19 protein-coding genes are annotated in these 19,169 nt (G+C 45.2%); 11 read left to right on the top strand and 8 right to left on the bottom strand.

Annotation, left to right across the window (positions count from 1 at the left end):
* Positions 1-116: 116 nt before the first annotated feature.
* Genes NYE72_RS05160 through NYE72_RS05150 form a run of 3 tightly spaced genes read left to right on the top strand, consistent with a single transcriptional unit; the run spans position 117 to position 2,486 of the window.
* Positions 117-371 (top strand): FeoA family protein, encoded by a 255-nt coding sequence (locus NYE72_RS05160; RefSeq protein WP_036679839.1) that lies wholly within the window; start codon positions 117-119, stop codon positions 369-371.
* Positions 368-1,099 carry a FeoB small GTPase domain-containing protein gene (locus NYE72_RS05155; RefSeq protein WP_038568974.1) on the top strand — a complete coding sequence of 244 codons (732 nt, stop codon included), beginning with the start codon at positions 368-370 and terminating at the stop codon, positions 1,097-1,099. The genes NYE72_RS05160 and NYE72_RS05155 overlap by 4 nt, the downstream gene beginning before the upstream one ends.
* Positions 1,077-2,486, top strand: coding sequence for a nucleoside recognition domain-containing protein (locus tag NYE72_RS05150; protein ID WP_036679842.1), 1,410 nt, complete (start codon positions 1,077-1,079; stop codon positions 2,484-2,486). The genes NYE72_RS05155 and NYE72_RS05150 overlap by 23 nt, the downstream gene beginning before the upstream one ends.
* Positions 2,487-3,324: 838 nt before the next feature.
* On the opposite strand, the gene NYE72_RS05145 is transcribed toward NYE72_RS05150, so the two are convergent.
* Together NYE72_RS05145 and NYE72_RS05140 are read right to left on the bottom strand one after the other, a co-directional pair.
* On the bottom strand, positions 3,325-4,005 hold the full coding sequence (locus NYE72_RS05145) for a hypothetical protein (protein ID WP_339211436.1): 681 nt from the start codon (positions 4,003-4,005) through the stop codon (positions 3,325-3,327).
* Positions 4,006-4,184: 179 nt separating this feature from the next.
* A complete protein-coding gene (locus NYE72_RS05140) occupies positions 4,185-5,594 on the bottom strand; it encodes a PLP-dependent aminotransferase family protein (protein ID WP_076130628.1) in 1,410 nt (469 codons plus the stop codon).
* Between the two features lie 168 nt (positions 5,595-5,762).
* Here NYE72_RS05140 and NYE72_RS05135 point away from each other — a divergent pair, with 168 nt between their 5' ends.
* The 4 genes from NYE72_RS05135 (at position 5,763) to glpX (ending at position 9,353) form a co-directional block, all read left to right on the top strand.
* Positions 5,763-6,695: an EamA family transporter gene (locus tag NYE72_RS05135; RefSeq protein ID WP_076138715.1), complete on the top strand. Its 933-nt coding sequence runs from the start codon at positions 5,763-5,765 to the stop codon at positions 6,693-6,695.
* Between the two features lie 154 nt (positions 6,696-6,849).
* Complete coding sequence (locus NYE72_RS05130) at positions 6,850-7,494, top strand: helix-turn-helix transcriptional regulator (RefSeq protein WP_081383827.1); 645 nt, start codon at positions 6,850-6,852, stop codon at positions 7,492-7,494.
* 18 nt (positions 7,495-7,512) lie between these two features.
* Positions 7,513-8,313, top strand: coding sequence for a pyruvate, water dikinase regulatory protein (locus tag NYE72_RS05125; RefSeq protein ID WP_339212052.1), 801 nt, complete (start codon positions 7,513-7,515; stop codon positions 8,311-8,313).
* Between the two features lie 44 nt (positions 8,314-8,357).
* A complete protein-coding gene (glpX, locus tag NYE72_RS05120) occupies positions 8,358-9,353 on the top strand; it encodes a class II fructose-bisphosphatase (protein WP_339211434.1) in 996 nt (331 codons plus the stop codon).
* Positions 9,354-9,442: 89 nt separating this feature from the next.
* On the opposite strand, the gene NYE72_RS05115 is transcribed toward glpX, so the two are convergent.
* Complete coding sequence (locus tag NYE72_RS05115; RefSeq protein WP_339211432.1) at positions 9,443-9,994, bottom strand: general stress protein; 552 nt, start codon at positions 9,992-9,994, stop codon at positions 9,443-9,445.
* A 201-nt stretch (positions 9,995-10,195) separates the two neighbouring features.
* On the opposite strand from NYE72_RS05115, the gene NYE72_RS05110 reads away from it, so the two are divergent.
* Positions 10,196-11,044, top strand: a complete 849-nt coding sequence (locus tag NYE72_RS05110; RefSeq protein ID WP_038568967.1) for an AraC family transcriptional regulator — start codon at positions 10,196-10,198, stop codon at positions 11,042-11,044.
* Between the two features lie 91 nt (positions 11,045-11,135).
* Positions 11,136-12,128 carry an aldo/keto reductase gene (locus NYE72_RS05105; RefSeq protein ID WP_036676471.1) on the top strand — a complete coding sequence of 331 codons (993 nt, stop codon included), beginning with the start codon at positions 11,136-11,138 and terminating at the stop codon, positions 12,126-12,128.
* A gap of 100 nt (positions 12,129-12,228) precedes the next feature.
* Here the strand turns inward: NYE72_RS05105 and NYE72_RS05100 are convergent, their stop codons facing one another.
* A complete protein-coding gene (locus tag NYE72_RS05100) occupies positions 12,229-12,960 on the bottom strand; it encodes a ZIP family metal transporter (RefSeq protein WP_036676473.1) in 732 nt (243 codons plus the stop codon).
* A gap of 716 nt (positions 12,961-13,676) precedes the next feature.
* Here NYE72_RS05100 and NYE72_RS05095 point away from each other — a divergent pair.
* Positions 13,677-14,099, top strand: coding sequence for a hypothetical protein (locus tag NYE72_RS05095; RefSeq protein ID WP_339211430.1), 423 nt, complete (start codon positions 13,677-13,679; stop codon positions 14,097-14,099).
* A gap of 95 nt (positions 14,100-14,194) precedes the next feature.
* Positions 14,195-14,572: a hypothetical protein gene (locus NYE72_RS05090; RefSeq protein WP_076145528.1), complete on the top strand. Its 378-nt coding sequence runs from the start codon at positions 14,195-14,197 to the stop codon at positions 14,570-14,572.
* A gap of 1,021 nt (positions 14,573-15,593) precedes the next feature.
* Here NYE72_RS05090 and phnE (NYE72_RS05085) read toward each other — a convergent pair.
* The 4 genes from phnE (NYE72_RS05085) to NYE72_RS05070 form a co-directional block, all read right to left on the bottom strand.
* Complete coding sequence (phnE, locus tag NYE72_RS05085) at positions 15,594-16,397, bottom strand: phosphonate ABC transporter, permease protein PhnE (protein WP_036676480.1); 804 nt, start codon at positions 16,395-16,397, stop codon at positions 15,594-15,596.
* Positions 16,394-17,185 carry a phosphonate ABC transporter, permease protein PhnE gene (gene phnE / locus NYE72_RS05080; RefSeq protein ID WP_036676482.1) on the bottom strand — a complete coding sequence of 264 codons (792 nt, stop codon included), beginning with the start codon at positions 17,183-17,185 and terminating at the stop codon, positions 16,394-16,396. Before phnE (NYE72_RS05080) ends, phnE (NYE72_RS05085) begins: the two co-directional genes overlap by 4 nt.
* A 1-nt stretch (position 17,186) precedes the next feature.
* The gene (gene phnC / locus NYE72_RS05075; RefSeq protein WP_038568965.1) at positions 17,187-17,969 is read right to left on the bottom strand and encodes a phosphonate ABC transporter ATP-binding protein; all 783 of its coding nucleotides are present in this window, start codon (positions 17,967-17,969) and stop codon (positions 17,187-17,189) included.
* 129 nt (positions 17,970-18,098) lie between these two features.
* Complete coding sequence (locus NYE72_RS05070) at positions 18,099-19,076, bottom strand: phosphate/phosphite/phosphonate ABC transporter substrate-binding protein (RefSeq protein ID WP_038568963.1); 978 nt, start codon at positions 19,074-19,076, stop codon at positions 18,099-18,101.
* Between the last annotated feature and the right edge of the window lie 93 nt (positions 19,077-19,169).

The following is a 19,169-nucleotide window of genomic DNA, read 5'->3' as shown; positions in this document are numbered from 1 at the left end:
TGTTGCAGGGACAAAGTTGTTGCCATATACTAATGTTGTGCCAGACTACAAGAAATGTTTTAATACACAAAATAAAAACCATAGGCGGTAAAAATATAAATGAAAGAAGGGATCTCATGACTGGAACAACTATTCCTTTATCAGAAGCTGCAAAGGGTAGCACGCTGCGCATCAGCGACATTGAAGTCCAAGGTGTGCTTAGAAGAAGATTACTGGACCTCGGGTTCGTAGTCGGGAATATCGTAGAGGTGTTGCGGCGTAGTCCATTAGGAGATCCTATAGCTTTTCGGGTAAGCAATACGACCATTGCACTGCGTAGAGAAGAAAGTTCTTTAATATTCGGAGAATTAATTGGAGGTGTAGAAGCATGAGTCAGTTCACCGTCGCTTTTGCAGGCAATCCTAACACTGGAAAAAGCACACTATTCAACCTGCTAACCGGCATGCGACAGCATACTGGAAACTGGGCAGGTAAAACCGTCATTACTGCCGAAGGCGAATTCAAACACAATAACCATTCATACCTCGCGGTAGATTTACCAGGAACGTACTCCCTATACTCAAATTCCGCGGATGAAGAAGCGGCTAGAGATTATATTATTTTTGAACAGCCAGACGTGACACTTGTAGTGCTTGACGCTACTTCGCTGGAACGTAATCTCAATCTTGCCTTGCAAGTGCTGGAGATTACCGGACGGGCGGTTGTCTGCATCAACCTCATTGATGAAGCACGTAAGCTGGGCATCGACATCAACCTGAAGAGTATCTCCAAACGTCTCGGCGTACCCGTCGTTGCGATATCGGCACGCAATAAAATCGGGATCGATGCCTTATTGGATCAAGTGGAGCGAGTGGCTACAGGCGCATTCACAGCGCAGCCGTTGCGCATTAGTTACAACGAAGAGATCGAACGGGGAATTGCCGAGCTTACACCATTGGTAGAGCAAACCATCGGCACCAAATATCCCGCTCGCTGGATTGCACTGCGCTTATTGGACGGTGATGACAGCCTGCTTACTTCACTCAAAGAGCATATGAAAAGCAAGGATTTACCCGAAGCAAAGGAGGTCATCGGCCATGGAGTCACTGCCTATCACTAAGGGATCTGACGCTCTAGATTCCCTATTGTCCACCGCAAAAAAGCTCGCTGACGGCGGAGCCATTCGGGATGAGATTGTCAGTGGTATATATGGCGTATCCGCAGGCATCTGCGGAGATGCAGTTACTTATCGGGATAAGAAGAAACTGAACAGCACTTATAAGCTGGATAATATCGTGACTTCCAAAATTTGGGGTTTTCCCATCATGCTCGCCATTCTCGGTGTCGTATTCTGGATTACGATTGCCGGGGCTAACTACCCTTCTAGCTGGCTCGCTACCTTCTTTGGCTTCATCGAAGGATATCTGACAGCGGGATTTGAGGCTCTCCATGCCCCAGCTTGGCTGCACGGCGTGCTTGTGCTTGGCTTGTATCGAGGCACCTCATGGGTAATCAGTGTCATGCTGCCACCAATGATGATCTTTTTCCCCGTATTCGCTCTGCTTGAGAATTTCGGGTATCTGCCACGCGTTGCTTTTAACATGGACCGACTATTCAAAAAATCAGGTGGTCATGGCAAGCAAGCTTTAACCATGTCCATGGGCTTCGGCTGTAACGCGGCCGCTATCCTCTCCACACGAATCATCGAATCGCCGCGTGAACGAATGCTGGCTATACTGACCAACAATTTTGTCCCTTGCAACGGCCGCTGGCCCACGCTGATTTTATTGTCTTCCTTATTTATGGCAGGAGCCGCTACGACAGGTGCGCTTCGTACATTCACCACTGCCTCCGTCCTAATGGGGATGGTACTAATCGGCATCATTGTTACCTTGACTGTTTCCTGGGTCATGTCCAAAACTGCGCTGCGTGGGGTTCCCACACATTACACATTGGAGCTTCCTCCCTACCGCCGTCCACAAATCTGGAAGACCATACTTATTTCCTCCAAAGATAAGTCCCTTAACGTACTTACTCGGGCTATCGTCGTTGCTGCCCCTGCCGGGATTATCACTTGGATTCTAGGCAATCTGTTTATTGGCGGCGATTCTGTACTGAATCATATGGCTGCATTCTTTGATCCGTTTGCACATATGCTCGGCATGGACGGCTTTATCATCATGGCCTTTATTCTTGGACTTCCTGCGAATGAAATCGTATTGCCTATCTTGCTTATGGGCTATATGTCCTCAGGCGCTATGGTTGATATCGACAGCTTAGGCAGTATCAAAGATGTCTTTCTCTCACATGGCTGGACCTGGCTGACCGCACTCAACATGATGCTGTTCTCCCTGCTTCACTATCCTTGTGGTACGACACTCGTGAACATTTACAAGGAAACAAAAAGCATGAAGTGGGCCGTTCTCTCAGCAGTTATTCCGCTGGGTATCGCCATCGGAGTAACCTTTGCTGTCGCTCAGCTTGCCCGGTTATTTGGGTGGGTGTGACGAGGGTGAGGTAGGTTTGCGATCTTAACTCAAGTGACATCGTCTAACTTTAACTAACTTTATCTGACTTCAACTAGCTTCAAGTAACTTCACAACTAACTTCAACTGATTTCAACTTACATCGCAAAAATTCATCATTAACTCATTAAATTCACCTTAATCACATCACCCAAATTAACCTTGCTACACTTTGTAACACCTACAATATCTAGAGTTCATCTTGCTTCACAGAATTCTGCCCTCCTTGAACTCATATTTAGGGAATTTCTCTCTAAAAATCGAACTTCATAAGCGCTCGTTGAACTTTTTGCGGAATTCCTCCCTAAAAATCGTACTTTATAAGCACACGTTGAACTTTTTGCGGAATTTCTCCCTAATAATCGAACTTTATAAGCACACATTGAACTTTTTGAGGAATTTCTCCCTAATAATCGTACTTTATAAGCACACATTGAACTTTTTGCGGAATTTCTCCCTAATAATTAGCCGATTATAGGCAAAAAGGGCAATTTCCGCAGAATTTTAGGGAGGAATTCCCCAATTATCGCTAATATTGAGTAAAACACGATAAAATCAGGGAGGATTTCCCTAATTATTGATTCTAGATGGTTCCGAGCTACAATTGAGCACAACCACCAGCACAACCACCAGCACCACCAGCACCAGCACAACCACCAGCAGCCACCAACAAGCCCACCAGTTACTCAAGGTCATCTCAAACAAATAAGCGGTCGCTCGGATGTTATCCCGAGCGACCGCTTATTTCAGCACAACACCTTATATACTCTTACTGCCTACTTTGATCTCACCATTACATGACTTGACTCTACAGGTAGAGTCATTTTTTGCGCGTTCCATCATTTCTACGACGGTATAGAACAGCCCCAGCGATAGCTACTAGAACGATAATTATTCCACTAATCCCCACATTAACAAGAGGAAAGGAATCACTGTCCCCAGAAGAATTCCCCGTTAAATCAGACTCATTACTCCCAGCTCCTGACTCCGGTGAATTATTCGGGGTTACCTCCGGAGAAGAGGTAGGCGTCGTTGCCGAAATACCCGGTCCCAGCTCTTTCAGATCCACTGAGTCAGCGGTTAGCCGCTTAGTTCGACTGCATAAACTAGCCTCCAGATTACCAGAGTCTCCACCGTCTCTAGCATAAGCATAGACAATGTAACTTTCCCCTTCCACAAATTCAAAGCCGCAGCTTGCAGAAGATAAAGCCGTAGTCAATGTAACTTGATTCCCCTCGACCCCTTTCCAGCTGGAATCCACCTCAAAGGTTACCTTTACTGGATCAGCAGAAGAAATTATGTTCCCCTGTGACGGCTCCTTCATGTCCACTACTTTCCCGACAAAGACAGCTGTACTTTTCTCAAGAGCTTCCAGTGGCTCCGCAGGCATAACACAGGAACAGGCGTAAGTGACTGAGGGCCGCACCGTCAGCAAAGCCGTAAATATTAATAGGACACCTAGAAATATCATCATTGGACTTCGGAAATTGATCTTTCGCACTTTGATAACCCCCTTCTTTACCTTACAGACGGAGCAAACGTGGAAAGTGTTACAGGAATTCCCAAACAAGTGATACAAGTTTATCCGGTAGCAATTCCTCTAATCCTCTTCTTTAATTCCTCTAATCTTCTTTAACTCCTCATATCCTCTTCATTAATCCCCCATACCTGCTGTACCACTCACAAACTGTGCGCGATCCCAATCAAACGCTGTATTCCTTCGCGCAGCACCCCTTCGCTTGCAAAGGAATAACTTAGGCGAAGCCTTGACTTCATTTCCCCCAGTGGATCAAATAACTCCCCAGGAACAAAAGCGATCGACTGCGCCATACTTGAAGCAAACAGGCGATCCATCGTAAGATGCTCCGGTAGTTTCACCCATAGATTTAATCCGCCTTGCGGAGTCGTCCATTCCCAGCCAGTACCCGCCAGCTCCTCTTCTACGATTTCCTTATGCACTTGAAGCGCAATGCGCAGCTTACCGAGATGCTGTTGCAAGCGTGGGGAGGTGTAGTAATGTAGAAATATTTTTTGATTCAGCAGCGGAGTACCATTGTCCGCGAGTGATTTGGCCGTGATCAGACGCTCCATAAATGGATATCGGCAGGCCACCGCACAGATTCGTAAGCCAGGGGCTACATATTTACTGAAGCTGCTGATATAAATCACCCAGCCCTCCGTATCATAAGCAAAAAAGGGCGGCGGCGGCTCCTCATCAAAATACATATCGCGGAACGGGTCATCCTCCACCAGTAAACAGCGATAACGCTCGGCCAGTTCTACCAACAGCTTGCGCTGTTGCACAGGCACCGTGTATCCAGTTGGATTGTGATGCGTTGGATTAATGTAGAACATACGCGGCTTATGCTTTTTCATCAAAGCTTCTACTTCCTCCAGATCATATCCCTCCGGAGTGATCTCTACCGGAACCAACCGTGCCCCCTCCCGGCGAAAAATATCCATAGCAACACTATAAGTAGGCCGCTCCACAAGCACCGTATCCAGAGGACCAAGCACAATCCGGGCAATCAGATTGATCGCCTGCTGCGCACCCGAGGTAATAAGCAGCTCTTCCGAAGTTAACTGCAGCCGATGTTGCTTCCGAAAGTGGTGGCTTAACGTCTCACGCAGCTCGTTATCCCCCTGGACCGAGGCATACGTTCCCATTACCTTGGGATATAGATCGAACACTTTTTTGACATAGTCAGATAGAAAAAGGTTCGGCAGCAGCCCCGGATCAATCAGCGCCTGCGAGAACTGATACTTAACTGGCACTCTCTGAATATCAGACAGCGGGTTAGTGAGCGCATAAGCCGATACTGCGGCTCCTACTTCAATAGCAGGAAGCGAGATTATGGGTGCCACGTAATATCCTGATTTATCTTTTACATAAACCTTTCCATCCTCCGTCAACCGTCTGTACGCTTTGAATACGGTCAGTCGATGTACCTTAAGCTCCTCCGCCAGCAGCCGTATAGAAGGAAGCTTATCATGTGCGACCCACTCCCCTCGCTCCATGCGATTTAATAGAAATTCATAGACCTGCCGAAACAAAGGATGATTATGCTCCGCTCCCACAACCTTTTTCATCTGGCTACAACTCCTCTCCGAACAACCTTGTAATCATATTGTACACGATTTCTGAATTAATCTGTTCTACTCAAGGCAATCTGTTCTGTCCCCTCCCCTATATGATTAACAAAATGCCAGCTTATAAATTTTTATATTTTATAAAGCACAAAAAAGGGGACTTTTAAAATGATCTTATTTGCTTATGCACTTGTATGTCTGATCTTCGGCACGACCTTTCTAGCTATCAAAATCGGCGTAGATGCCGGTGCGCCTCCTTTTTTTTCAGCGGGCTTAAGATTTTTTGTCGCGGGCGCTGTTCTATTCCTATGGATGGTCTGGAAACGAAAAGCCAGCTTCTCCTTGCTGTTGCGCAAAGAAATGTTGTTCACCGGGTCTGCTCTAACCTTCGGCACCTTCGCGGGTCTCTACTGGGCTGAACAATATGTTTCTTCAGGGCTTGCAGCTGTACTCTCTGCCACTGGACCGATCATGATCCTGCTGCTCCAAACCTCTATTCTTCGGCAAAAAGCACCCGCCATCTCCCTATATGGCTGCATCATCGGCTTCACTGGCGTACTGCTGCTGGTTCTCCCCAATCTCGCCGTTGATATTTCACCACTGTGGCTCATCGGTTGCGCTGTAGTCCTAATTGGAGAGTGTTGCTATGCTGTAGGTGCGATTTACTCCAAAAAAGTAATTAACAGTATGCCTGAAGTCTCACCGATCGCACTGAATGCGGCTCAAATGATGTATGGCGGTGCACTGTTATTCATTCTTTCTTTTGCCACGGAAAAAGTACATCCTGCATTTCTCTTCTCATTCGAGACAGCAGGTTCACTGCTCTATCTCACAGTTATCGGCTCCATGGTCGGCCATACCTTGTTCTACTGGCTCGTAGCTAAGACCAACCCAGTGTTTCCTTCTACCTGGCTTTATATTTCTCCACCGATTGCGGTGGGTGTAGGCTTTTTCTTTTACAAGGAGTCCGTGTCTTGGATTACGATTCTCGGAGTGTTCACCATCATTGCCGGAACAATCCTAGTGAATGCTGATGCTTTAAAGCAATTACTGCAAAAAAAGAAGATCAACACTATTGCGTTAAAAAAATCAAATATATGACGTACTATATATTGCATTTATGACCACTATTGCGTATTATATAAACAAGTTAAATTAAACACAGCTAAATATGACTCATATATGAAAGGAGGATTCGCTTAACGGCGCTTCTTTTCTAAAGAGGAATGCCTTTTTATCGGAAGTGGAGGGAATTGTGATCGAACTGACATCACGTCAAATAGAGATTATCGATATCGTTAACAAAAGAGCTCCGATTACCGGCGAACAGATTGCCGAAAGTTTGAATCTTACCCGGCCTACAATTCGCTCGGATCTGTCTGTTTTGGTTATGCTCAAATATATCGACGCCAAGCCGAAGGTCGGGTACTTCCCAGGATTGAAATCATCCAGTCGTCAGGGAAGCGGTTATCTGCTGCAGGAAACGATGGTCAAAGAAATTCAAAGTGTACCTATAGTTATCCGTGAGACCACAACTATTCAAGATGCCGTAGTTACGCTTTTTCTACAAGATGTAGGCACTCTTATTATCTGTGACGAAGAGGGTAAACTCACGGGCGTTGCTTCACGTAAGGATTTCCTAAAGGTAACCTTGGGCAACCCCGGTGCAGTCTCCATGCCCGTAAGCATGGTTATGACGCGCCAGCCCAAAGTGGTCACAACTTCACCGGATGAGCCGGTGCTTGAAGCTGCACATAAGATGATTTTTCACGAGGTAGACAGTTTGCCGGTGGTTGTTCCCAGCGCTGCTGAAGACGGCGGTACAAAACTGGATGTGGTAGGACGTTTAACAAAAACCTCCATCATCAAACTTCTCCTCGAACTTGAAGCCAAAGGATAACAGGAGGAACCCATGAGCATCGAGCAATCTTCCAACTTAATAACGATATGCTCGGATTCTATAGGAGATACGGCAGAGGCTGTCGTGCAGGCCGTTATTCACCAATTTCAGAATCAGCAGGTCACCATTAAAAGATACGGCAATATTAGGCATGAAGACGAGCTACGCAAGCTTATGGAAGAAGCAGCTCAGCATCAAGGTTTTGTCGCCTATACATTAGTGCAGCCAGAATTAAGAGAAATGATCCGCGAGGAAGCGGTACGTCTTGATTTGCGGATCGTTGATATCATGGGCCCTATGATGCAGGCCTTCATTGATACCTTCGACGATGCTCCTCAGCAGCGGCCGGGTCTTCTCCACCAGCTCGACGAGAATTATTTCCGCCGCATAGAAGCTATAGAATTCACCGTCGCCTGTGATGACGGCCGTGATCTGGGTGCCATGCTCAAAGCCGATATCGTTCTGCTGGGCATGTCCCGTACTTCAAAGACACCGCTTAGCATCTTTTTGGTCCATAGAGGAAAAAAAGTCGTTAACTATCCGATTATCCCGGAGATTGGTCCTCCACAAGAACTATTAAGCTTGCCGCCGAACCGGCTTATCGGATTAACCATGAAACCCGAGTACATGCTGAAGGTCCGCTCTGAGCGACTTAAGGTTCTGGGATTACCGACAGGCTCCCAATATGCAAGTCTGGAACGGATCACCGAAGAGATGGAATACGCCGCTTCATTGTTCAACAAGCTGGGCTGTCCTGTAATTGATATTACTGACAAGGCTATAGAAGAAACCGCTGGGATTATTATGGGTTATATCTAAATTTCAGTTTACAAAATATATAGAATGCACTGGAGGGAATTAGAATGGAGCGCGAACTGGCCCTTGAGATTGTACGGGTAACTGAACTAGGTGCTTTATCCTCGGCTCGCTGGATTGGGCGGGGCGATAAAAATGCGGCAGATGATGCAGCCACGACTGCCATCCGTTCCATGTTCGATTCTGTGTCCATCGACGGAACTGTTGTGATTGGTGAAGGAGAGATGGATGATGCTCCAATGCTCTATATTGGTGAGAAAGTCGGGAACCAAAAAGGTCCCTCTGTCGATGTAGCCGTCGATCCACTCGAAGGAACTGAGGTTGTTGCCTGCGGCCTGCATAATGCGCAATCTGTTATTGCTATAGCAGATAAAGGCAGTCTGCTGCATGCCCCGGACATTTATATGGAGAAGTTAGCCTGCGGGCCCGAGCTTGCCGGTAAGCTTAGACTCGAGGACCCTGTAGAGATCACTCTGCAAAAAGCCTGCCACTTCACTGGTAAATCCCTCTCCGAGTTAACCGTAATGGTGCTGGATCGCAAACGGCATGAGCAGCTAATTAATAGCCTGCGTGAAGCCGGGGTACGAATTAAGCTGCTTGGTCACGGAGATGTTGCTGGCGCTATTGCGGCTGCACTGCCAGACAGCGATGTCGATTTGTATATGGGTTCCGGTGGAGCACCCGAAGGTGTTCTTGCTGCCGCTGCACTGAAATGCCTTGGTGGTGAAATGCAGGGCAGATTGCTCCCGGATGGACCCATAGAGCTGCAGCGCTGTGTACGCATGGGAATTGCCAATCCTACGCGAGTGCTATACATGGAAGATATGGTTGGCACGGGCGACGTCCTCTTTGCCGCCACGGGTGTAACGTCAGGTGAATTCCTGAACGGTGTCCGTTTCATCGGCAAAGAACGCGCGGAGACACATTCGGTAATCATGCGCGCACAGAGCCGCACGATCCGCTATATCCGCAGCATTCATTTCCTGCCAGGAAAAGAAATACCGACTGCGCAGACTGTTAGACAAAATGCTGTGTCTCTATAAAACCACAAAAAACAGGCTATCTCACTAGCAGTATCCTTTGCTAGTGAGATAGCCTGTTTTGTTTTTTTACACTGAATGCTAATTGCTTCTTATTTATTTCCAATACGCTCACTCGCTAATGGATCTATATTAGCAACTTTCTCAAAGCGTTCTGCGTTCAGGCTGTTATACTTTGCGAAGATTTGTTTCACATCTTGCTCCTTCTGCTCGCCTTCCACATCCACCATTACTAGAATATGACCTTCATCCACGTAATTATCGTAGCTCTCTGCTTCCTCTTCAGGAATGCCAAGGCCAATAAGCCCGCCGACTAACCCGCCACTGCCTGCGCCTATCGCCGCTCCGGCAAGCGTTGCCGCAAGAGGTCCGGCTGCAATAATAGGTCCAATACCAGGAATAGCCAAAGCGCCAATTCCCATCAGTAGCCCCGTTACTCCACCCAGCAGGCCACCAGTAGCTGCACCAGTAGCCATACCTTCCGGGGCCACGGTTCCCGACTCGTCTCTAAGCGTTTCCTCATCCGCTTTATTTCTCGCGATAATCGAAATATCCTCTGTCCTACAGCCCTGACGCTTCAACTCCTCAATAGCTCGCGAAGCTTCGTATTCGGCAGCAAAGACACCCACTATTCTCTTATTCATCTCCATTACCTCCTATTGATGTAGTTAGCTCATACGTTCAGCTTCATAGCTTACTTAACCAAACTGGACAAGGATAAACTACGATCTTTGAATTGCCTGCAATTCCGAGTTAATATTCCTTCTAAAATATGCTGTATAATAAAAGTAAGCGGGTACAACTACCCTAGATCAACTCTATAGAAGAAAGAGAAGGAATCATCCATGGCGATATTTAACTATAATTCTGAGCGTCCCTTCCGAGGCAATCCCGACTTGCATCTCCATTACTGGGGGCGGGAGCAGTGTCTTCCCGGGCATTTTTTTGGGCCTGGGGTCCGTGACGTATATAAGATACATTTTATCCATACAGGAACAGGTGAAGTTACTGTGGGTGAACAGACCCATTATCTTAAACCAGGACAAGCTTTTCTCACCTATCCGCATATCGTAACTGCCTACACAGCAGACATAGCAAATCCATGGACCTATTCTTGGGTAGCTTTTACCGGGGAGCAGGTTGATTATATTTTAGCCAAAACTGCCTTGTCACCTGAGCATCCGATCTTTCCAATGGATGAGCAGCTTATGCCTAATTTGTACGAGCTCCTGACACAAGCAGCTGAAGCTTCGGACAGCCTGGATCTACCTCTAAAAGCAATTATGTATGAGTTCTTCTCTCTGTTACTTCGAGCGGTGCCAGCAGTTCCAGATGTACTTCCTCTACCACGTCAAAAGAGTATTTACGTCGAGCAATGCCTGCACTTTTTGCATACACATTATTGTGAAAATATTTCGGTTGAGATGATGTCCTCTTCGCTTAAGCTGGATCGCAAATATTTATCCTCCTTGTTCAAACGGACAATAGGTATGCCACCACAGCAGTATCTATTAAATTTCCGCATCGCTAAGGCGTGCGAGCTGCTGACAGAGACCCTATGCACGATTGGTGAAATCTCACGTTCTGTAGGCTATCAGGACCCCTTACTCTTTTCGCGGATGTTCAAGAAGGTGAAAGGTTGTTCGCCAAAAGAATACCGTAGCCGTCATCTCGAAAATGACATTGTACTATAAACTCCTTCCTTGCTGACATACGTTTGTCCGCGATCTTTCGCTACAATAAGGACGTAACTTACTAAGTAATAAGTGTTTATAGGAGGAATAAATCATGTATAACGCAAGCGCTACCAGATATGACAATATGAAATATAATCGCACCGGAAAGAGCGGTCTACTCCTGCCAGCGATCTCGCTTGGTCTATGGCATAACTTTGGCGGCAACGACTTATTTGAGAATGGCCGCGCCATGGTAAGAAGAGCTTTTGATCTTGGAATCACTCATTTTGACCTTGCCAATAATTACGGTCCACCCGCAGGCTCCGCCGAAGAAAGCTTTGGCCAAATTCTTAAAAAGGATCTGACCCCTTATCGTGATGAGATGGTTATCTCGACTAAAGCTGGATATTATATGTGGGCTGGTCCTTATGGTGAATGGGGCTCCAAAAAATATCTCGTCTCCAGCCTAGATCAAAGCTTAAAACGTATGGGACTGGATTATGTTGATATTTTTTATCACCACCGCCCAGATCCAAATACACCACTGGAAGAAACCATGGCTGCGCTGGACCTCGTGGTACGCCAAGGTAAAGCGCTTTATGTCGGGATTTCGAATTACGGACCTGAACAAACACGTGAAGCGGCACAAATTCTGCGTCGACTTGGCACGCCATGCCTGATTCATCAGCCAAACTATTCCATGATGTCCCGCTGGATTGAAGATGGCTTGCAGGATGTATTGTCTGAAGAAGGCATCGGCTCCATTGTGTTCTCCCCGCTACAAGGTGGCATACTGACCGATCGCTATCTAAACGGAATCGCTCCTGATTCCCGTGCCGCTGGCCCAAGTGTATTCCTGTCTGAGAATGCCATTACCGAAGAGGCGATCGGCAAGGTTCGCAAACTGAACGAGATTGCTGCTGCACGTGGACAAAAAATGTCTCAGCTAGCGTTATCTTGGGTACTCCGTGGAGGCAAAGTAACTTCTGCATTGATCGGCGCAAGTAAGGTAAGCCAGATTGAAGATGCCGTCGCTTCCTTAAATGCCCCAGAGCTTAGCGCTGAAGAGCTAGAGCAAATTGAGGCAATTCTGCGGGGATAATGCTTAGTTATAACAAGACAAAGACCAATGAGGTCAGGCAGCTTAAAGCTGCTCTGGCATTTCATTGGTCTTCTTTTTTATAGATTAGAGTTCTATTTGCTCACCCAAAAATCTGCGTGATGTACACCATGATCAATAATCCAAAAATAAACGAATACGTCGAAGGACGCTCATAACCATGGCCATGACTCTCCGGAATCAGCTCCTTGTAGACGATAAAGAGCATAGCTCCGGCTGCAAAAGCGAGACCATAACCCACAACATTATGCAGGTAACTGGCAGTAAAATACCCGATCACCGCAGATACCATCTCCATCAAACCGGTAAGCGTAACGATTCCTAAGGCTTTTAGCTTGCTTGTTCGCGAATTCATTAGAAAGACTGCAAGAATCAAACCTTCCGGCATATTCTGTGCGCCAATGGCAATCGCCACGGTAGGACCTAAACTGGCCTGTTCGCTGGCATAACTGAAACCTGTACTGAGGCCTTCTGGTATGTTGTGGATGAACAGCGCAATCATAACAAGCAGCGCTTTTGAATCCATATTGGTATAACCGGGCTTATTCTCCACATCGATATGCGGGATGTTATTTTCAATTAAATCAAGCAGCAGCACTCCGGTAATCAAGCCCAAGGTTAAAGCGATAATCCCCGATTCTTTGATCGATTGCGGCATGAGTCCAAACGTGGAGGCGGACACCATAATCCCCGCAGTGAAGGCTACGAGGATATCTTTCCACTTCTCGGATAACCTCTTCACGAACAGGATCGGAAATGCTCCAAGAACGGTAGCCATTGCCGATACAAAGCTGCCAATAAGCGCAGATTCCAAACCTTCAACTCCTTTGGTACAAGTCGGATAGACCAACATATGTTTCAGAAAAAATAATTATTACTTTTTCATACATTTTCAGGGTTTTTTCTGTAACTATAGACCGTTATTTTCTTAAGGTTACCGATTTTTTGATTAGAAAAATATTGAAATATACGATAATACTAATTAGGTTATCCTTAGTTTGATGGTAATATAATTCAGATTTCGATGAATTCCTCGCCCCCCCTTCGTAAACCTAAATAAAAAATGTAATATGTGGGTTGTTAATTTAAGAATATTCTAATATAATGATCCCAAAAGCCATATTTGTTAAATTTTGTAATCATTTTAAAATTTAATCTTTTTTTCCGAAATAATACTCCGTTGAGGTTAGGGAATGAAATTATGAAGAATTCACTTTTTAGAATGTTTTTTTCGATATGCCTTTTAGTTCTACTTTTTAGTATATCATACCCCTATCATCCATATCTTGAGCATGCGAACGAGGAAATACTTGTCTCAGACAATGAATTTGTTTCTACTAACAATATCAACTACGTTGAGAATGAAATGGTTAAAAAAGAAGCTGATTCGAAATACACCTCGGATAACAATGATTTTTCAACACTCGATGATGCTAAGAAAATGATCGGAGTTGAAAATATCAGTATTCGCAAAGCACTGATATAAAAATTGTAAAAAGCTTTGAAGAGTTTGCTCAAGGGGTTCAACAGATGGGGACAGACATGCAGGCAGAGGCACAAGGAATAAATACCTACTCCCAAATACCTGTCGGCTCATATTTTGGAGCAGGTGTTGGCAGATCCATGGTCTACAAAAACAAAAATATTGTTGGCTGCAATAAACACGATGCAAACTTGAATTCAGTTACAGCAGCTCAGTTTGCTCTTCAAAACTCTGACTGTTCTGTATCAGTAAAACTTGGTGTTATGGTTCTTCAAAATAGCCAACTCTCAATGTATAACAATAGTATTTATTGTGTTAATGAAGCCGTTAGTTCTGAGGAAACCAGTGCTGAGAATATATACTGTAATGGGAAGTCGAACATGCGTAATGGGGCTAGTAAACTCAGACATATCAACTGCTCCTGGTTTTACGGGATCGCGCATACAGAAGAAGCACACACGCACTATTAATTTTTCATGTGAGACTAAAGATAAAGCAATGAGCTAAGAACAAGGCTCATTGCTTTCTTGTACTAACAAAACCTTGTAGATAAAGGGGAAATGAAATGAAAAAAATGATCATTGCTCTTTCAGTTGTTGGAATAGTAATGGGACTCTTTATAATTAAATCATTGTTTTTAACGGACTCTCATTCGGAACCTCTTGAACGTCTTTCCCGAATAACTAATCCAGATCAATCTGTTGCTAAAATTAAACGAGGTGCGATTACTTATTCATTGTTTGGTTCAGGGGTTGGATTATTAAAAGGCCAACAGATAGGTATTGTAGATGGAGATAAGCTTGACAAGATTTATATATTGCAAGGGTATAGCCCAGATGAATGGCTCATCGAATATTACGATGTTCTTATGTCAAATTATGATCTCTTAAAAGCGGACCATGTAACCGATATACCTTACGCTCTTGAACAGTACCGTTTGTAGTACAAGAAGAATAGGGTGGAATAATATTCGTAACAGGATCTACACACAACCACTTACCATTATTATAACTCAAACACAATAATAGTCGCTGTGAAGCGGCTTTTTATTATTATGTTATACATTTTCTGACTGGTACGTGCGCTGCAATTTATTAGCTATAGACCTATTAAATTACCTTCAGAATAAAGTTGAAACTTAGGATATTAAACCATTACAGGAGAACCAAATATGAGCTATTCCTAGCTTAGCAAACTAGGCCAACATCCCTCAACCATCGCTCGAGATCTAGGTCGCGGTTGTGAGCAGGACGGTGCGCTCAAATCGCTCAGCAACGGCACTGCAAATGAAGAGAGTTGAGCGTTCCTGTCGGTAAATACACTGCAGCTCTTGGCAAAGAGATCGACTAAAAACTAAAGGAAACGTGGTCCCCTGAACAAATTGCAGAGAAGCGCCGATCAGACGACTAAACCTTTGTGTGCTTCGTAACAATCTATCGTTGGCTCTACAAAGGACGTCTTGCCGAAGGTAACGTTTAAACGCTGCGTCATAAAGGCAAGCGACAGAAGCCTGTCGAAACACGTGGTCGCTTCCTCATCGGGACTCCCATCAGTAAGCGACCGAAAGAAGTTCGCAAACGTACAACCTTTGGCCATTGGGGACTCGATACCGTCTCAAACGGCACACTCGATGGAGATTGCGTTTGGGGTTGTGGCTAGTCAGTACCCGAACGACACATTTCAAACAGCGACGACTAACCGAGGTAAAGAATTTGCTGTGTATCTAGTCGTGGGGAAAAGCAAGGCGCATGTCGCAACCTTTATCGAATGGAAGACACGCCAGTATGTGGTATTAAAGATGCCCGAGCGTAGTACTACTGTCCTTTAATCGCCATAAAAATACACCCCTAGAATTTCATCGGACAAACCAGGGGTTTTATCCAATGTCTATTCTAAGGGGTGCACTTCAGGTTCGGTTCATACCCTAAGGAGGTCTTTGTCTCACATATCATTATCCAACTCGGTTACACCAGCTTCTTCCGGATCTTGCCGGAAATCAAATCAATAATTGTGATCATCGCAATGATACCTAGCAGTATAATCCCCACGCGGTCCCAATTCCGTGAACTGAGCGCGAAGATTAACGGTGTGCCGATCCCCCCTGCTCCAATCACACCTAAAATCGTAGCCGAACGAACGTTAATTTCGAATCTATATAAGGTATAGGATAAGAATCCCGGCAGCACCTGCGGTAACACCGCAAACCACAATACCTGCATGCGGCTGGCACCAGAAGAAATTAAAGCTTCGAGTGGACCGTTGTCGATATTCTCAATCTCATCCGCGAACAATTTGCCGAGCATGCCCACCGAATGTAGTCCCAGAGCTAGCACACCTGCAAAAGAACCCGGTCCAACAGCCTTGATGAATAACAAAGCCATAATAATCTCAGGGAAGGTTCGTATAAAGCTCAACATCAGCTTGCCGGAACCTGAAATTACCTTTCCCTTGCTCATGTTAACTGCAGCCCAAAATGCAAAAGGAATACATAAAAAGGTCGAGATAAAAGTGCCTAGGATTGAAATAGCTAACGTCTCGAGCAATCCCCGCAGGAGATCCTCCCCATCTGGTAAATAAACGAAGGCCCAGTCAGGTGAGAATATCCCGGCAAAAATTGCTTTAGTAATGATCCCGGCGGTTTCTTTGAATCCATTAAACGGCACTCCCGAAAAAGCCCAAATATATAACGCGGCTAGGGCTACATAAATCAGCCAACGAAAACGATTTTTACGGGGTTTAGGGACAAGGGTATTCCATGATTTACTCATATTAATTTCTCCCGCAGCTTAGTGCTCACATAATCAATAATCAGTACTACTGCTAATGTGAACAAGATGATGGTGCAAGTCTTATCGTATTCCAAAAAGCCTAGGGTGACTTCATAATAGTGGCCGATCCCACCCGCTCCTACCAGACCTAAAACCGCCGCAGCACGAACATTAATCTCGAAGGCATATAGGACATAAGACATAAAATGAGCCTGTACCTGTGGAATGACTCCGAACATAATGCGTTGAATCTTATTAGCCCCCACTGAAGTCATTGCTTCCAAAGGTCCTTGATCAATCGTCTCCATCGTTTCATAGGTAAGCTTGGCGATCAGCCCCAACGAAAATATCGTCAAAGCAAATATCCCAGGAAGCGCACCGAGGCCGAAAATAGCCACAAAGATAGAAGCCAACAGCAGATCGGGAATCGTGCGGATCAGGTTCAGCAGCATACGGACCGGATAATGAAGCCAACGGCTTTGCGTAATATTGCTTGCACACAACAGCGCAACCGGAACCGCAAGAATGGCACCAAACGTTGTGCCAACCAGCGCCATCCGGATCGTCTCCAGCATCGCATCTATAATGTTGTCAAAATACCCCCAGTTCGGGGGAAACATTTCCTTAAGCAAATCAAGCATATTCGGCAGACCGGAAATCAGCTCTCCGAAGGATGAATCGGTTAAGACAGCACTTCTCCACAGTAATACTACTAATATAATGGCTGTAAAATAATGTTTTATCTTTCTTGGCGGTTTGGGATGTAGCTTCTCTGCATTCACACTCATCTCACACGCCTCCGAGTACAGGCTCACCCAACAACTCATCCTGATGAATCGGTCTGCCGTAAATCTCCGCAAACCTCTCATCGGTTGCCTCTGATACAGGACCATCGAAGACAACCTCTCCTGCCCGGAGCCCAATAATCCGGGTAGCGTATTCTCTAGCCAGATCAATAAAATGCAAATTCACAATGGTCGTAATCCCGAGTTCCATATTAATCTTCTTTAGATCATCCATAACCTGCTTGGTTGTGAGCGGATCTAGTGAAGCTACAGGTTCATCTGCGAGGATAATCTGTGCCTCCTGCGCAAGAACACGGGCAATAGCTACACGTTGCTGCTGACCTCCAGATAGCTGATCTGCACGTGTATAGGCCTTCTCCGCGATATTTACCCGATCAAGGGATTCGAAGGCTAAATCGATATCCTTTTGTGGGAATCTGCCAAGTATCGTCCGCAGTGTGGAATGATAGCCCACCCGTCCTGCCAAAACATTACGAAGCACCGTCGTACGTTTCACTAAGTTGAAGCTTTGGAAGATCATTCCGATATTCCTACGGATCATTCGTAGCCGGCTTCCTTTTGCATTCGTAATGGACTGTCCGTTAATAAGAATATTACCTTCGGAAATATCATGAAGCCGGTTAATGGAACGCAGCAAGGTCGACTTCCCTGCTCCCGAAAGACCAACAATAGCTACAAATTCTCCGGCTGGAATGGTCAGGTTAATGTTGTTTAATCCTTTGGTTCCGTTTAGATACGTTTTGGATACATTACGAAGCTCTATCATGAAATCATCCCTTTATGTGTTTTCGTATATTCGTATAAAAGAGATAGCCAGATCCGGGGGGGAATCCGGAGCTGGCTATCCTTAATGCCTGTTATACACCAACATCGTTGTATCCTTGAACGGCCTGTTCTACTCTGTTTTTACTTTACTGTTGTATTCGCGAACAATGTCAAAGTTGCTGTCTTGTGATTTCACATAACCTTCATGAGAGTAAATGTCTTTGATAATCTCATGGCCTTCTGTGTCAGCTGCGATATCAATGAATGCCTGCTGGATTTTTTCAATCCATTCTTTATTCATATCTGAACGGACCGAAATCGTATCGTTAGGAATTTTATCAGTAAAGGCGAGAACTTGAGTATCTTCAAATACTTTTGGATAATCCTTAACGACCGTGTTCCGGGCATCTTGGAAAATAGCTGCTGCATCTACGTCACCATTCAGCACAGCAAGCACGCCTTGATCATGACCTTTAACCGTAATGGCTTGTACATCCTTCAGCGGATCAAGTCCCGCATCCATAAGCGTTGCAGCCGGCCATACAAATCCTGCAGAGGATGTAACGTTTTGATAGGCAATTTTTTTACCTTTCAAATCGGCAACCGATTTGATCGCAGAATCTTTCTTGACGATAATCATAGATTTATAGAAATCCGCTAATTCATCTGTTGGACCACCGGTTTCATCATTTACACCAAAACGTTGAGCCTGAAGAATAACCTCAGCTGCTCCTTTTTCTTTAGCTAACACGTAAGCAGTTGGAGGAAGGAAACCTACATCCACTTTTTTAGAGGCCATAGCTTCGATAACGGTGTTGTAATCAGTAGAGACACTTACTTCTACAGGAATACCGAGCTTGTCACCCAGTAATTTTTCAAGAGGTTTCGCTTTAGCTTCGAGCGTATCTGCATTTTGAGAAGGAACAAATTGTACAGTAAGCTTCTCTGGAACATAACCCTCTGCTACAGGAGCTGCCGTTTCCTTCGGTGCATTTGCCCCGTCCGTCGATCCTTGGTTTGCATTATTTGTAGTGTTGTTAGCGCCACAACCACTAAGCAATGTAATAGACATCATTAGCGGCAATACGAATTTACTGATTTTTCTCAAACGAAAGACCTCCACTGTTTTCTATTTTTATTTTTGAGTACTTCTAAACTATAGATGTGTTTTATTAAATCAATAGCAACCAAGCATCAAATA

The sequence above is a fragment of the Paenibacillus sp. FSL L8-0333 genome (genome assembly GCF_037965665.1).
GTDB lineage: Bacteria > Bacillota > Bacilli > Paenibacillales > Paenibacillaceae > Paenibacillus_AQ > Paenibacillus_AQ odorifer.
The sequence above is the reverse complement of the archived record's forward strand: the minus strand, read 5'-3'. Positions and strand labels throughout refer to the sequence as shown.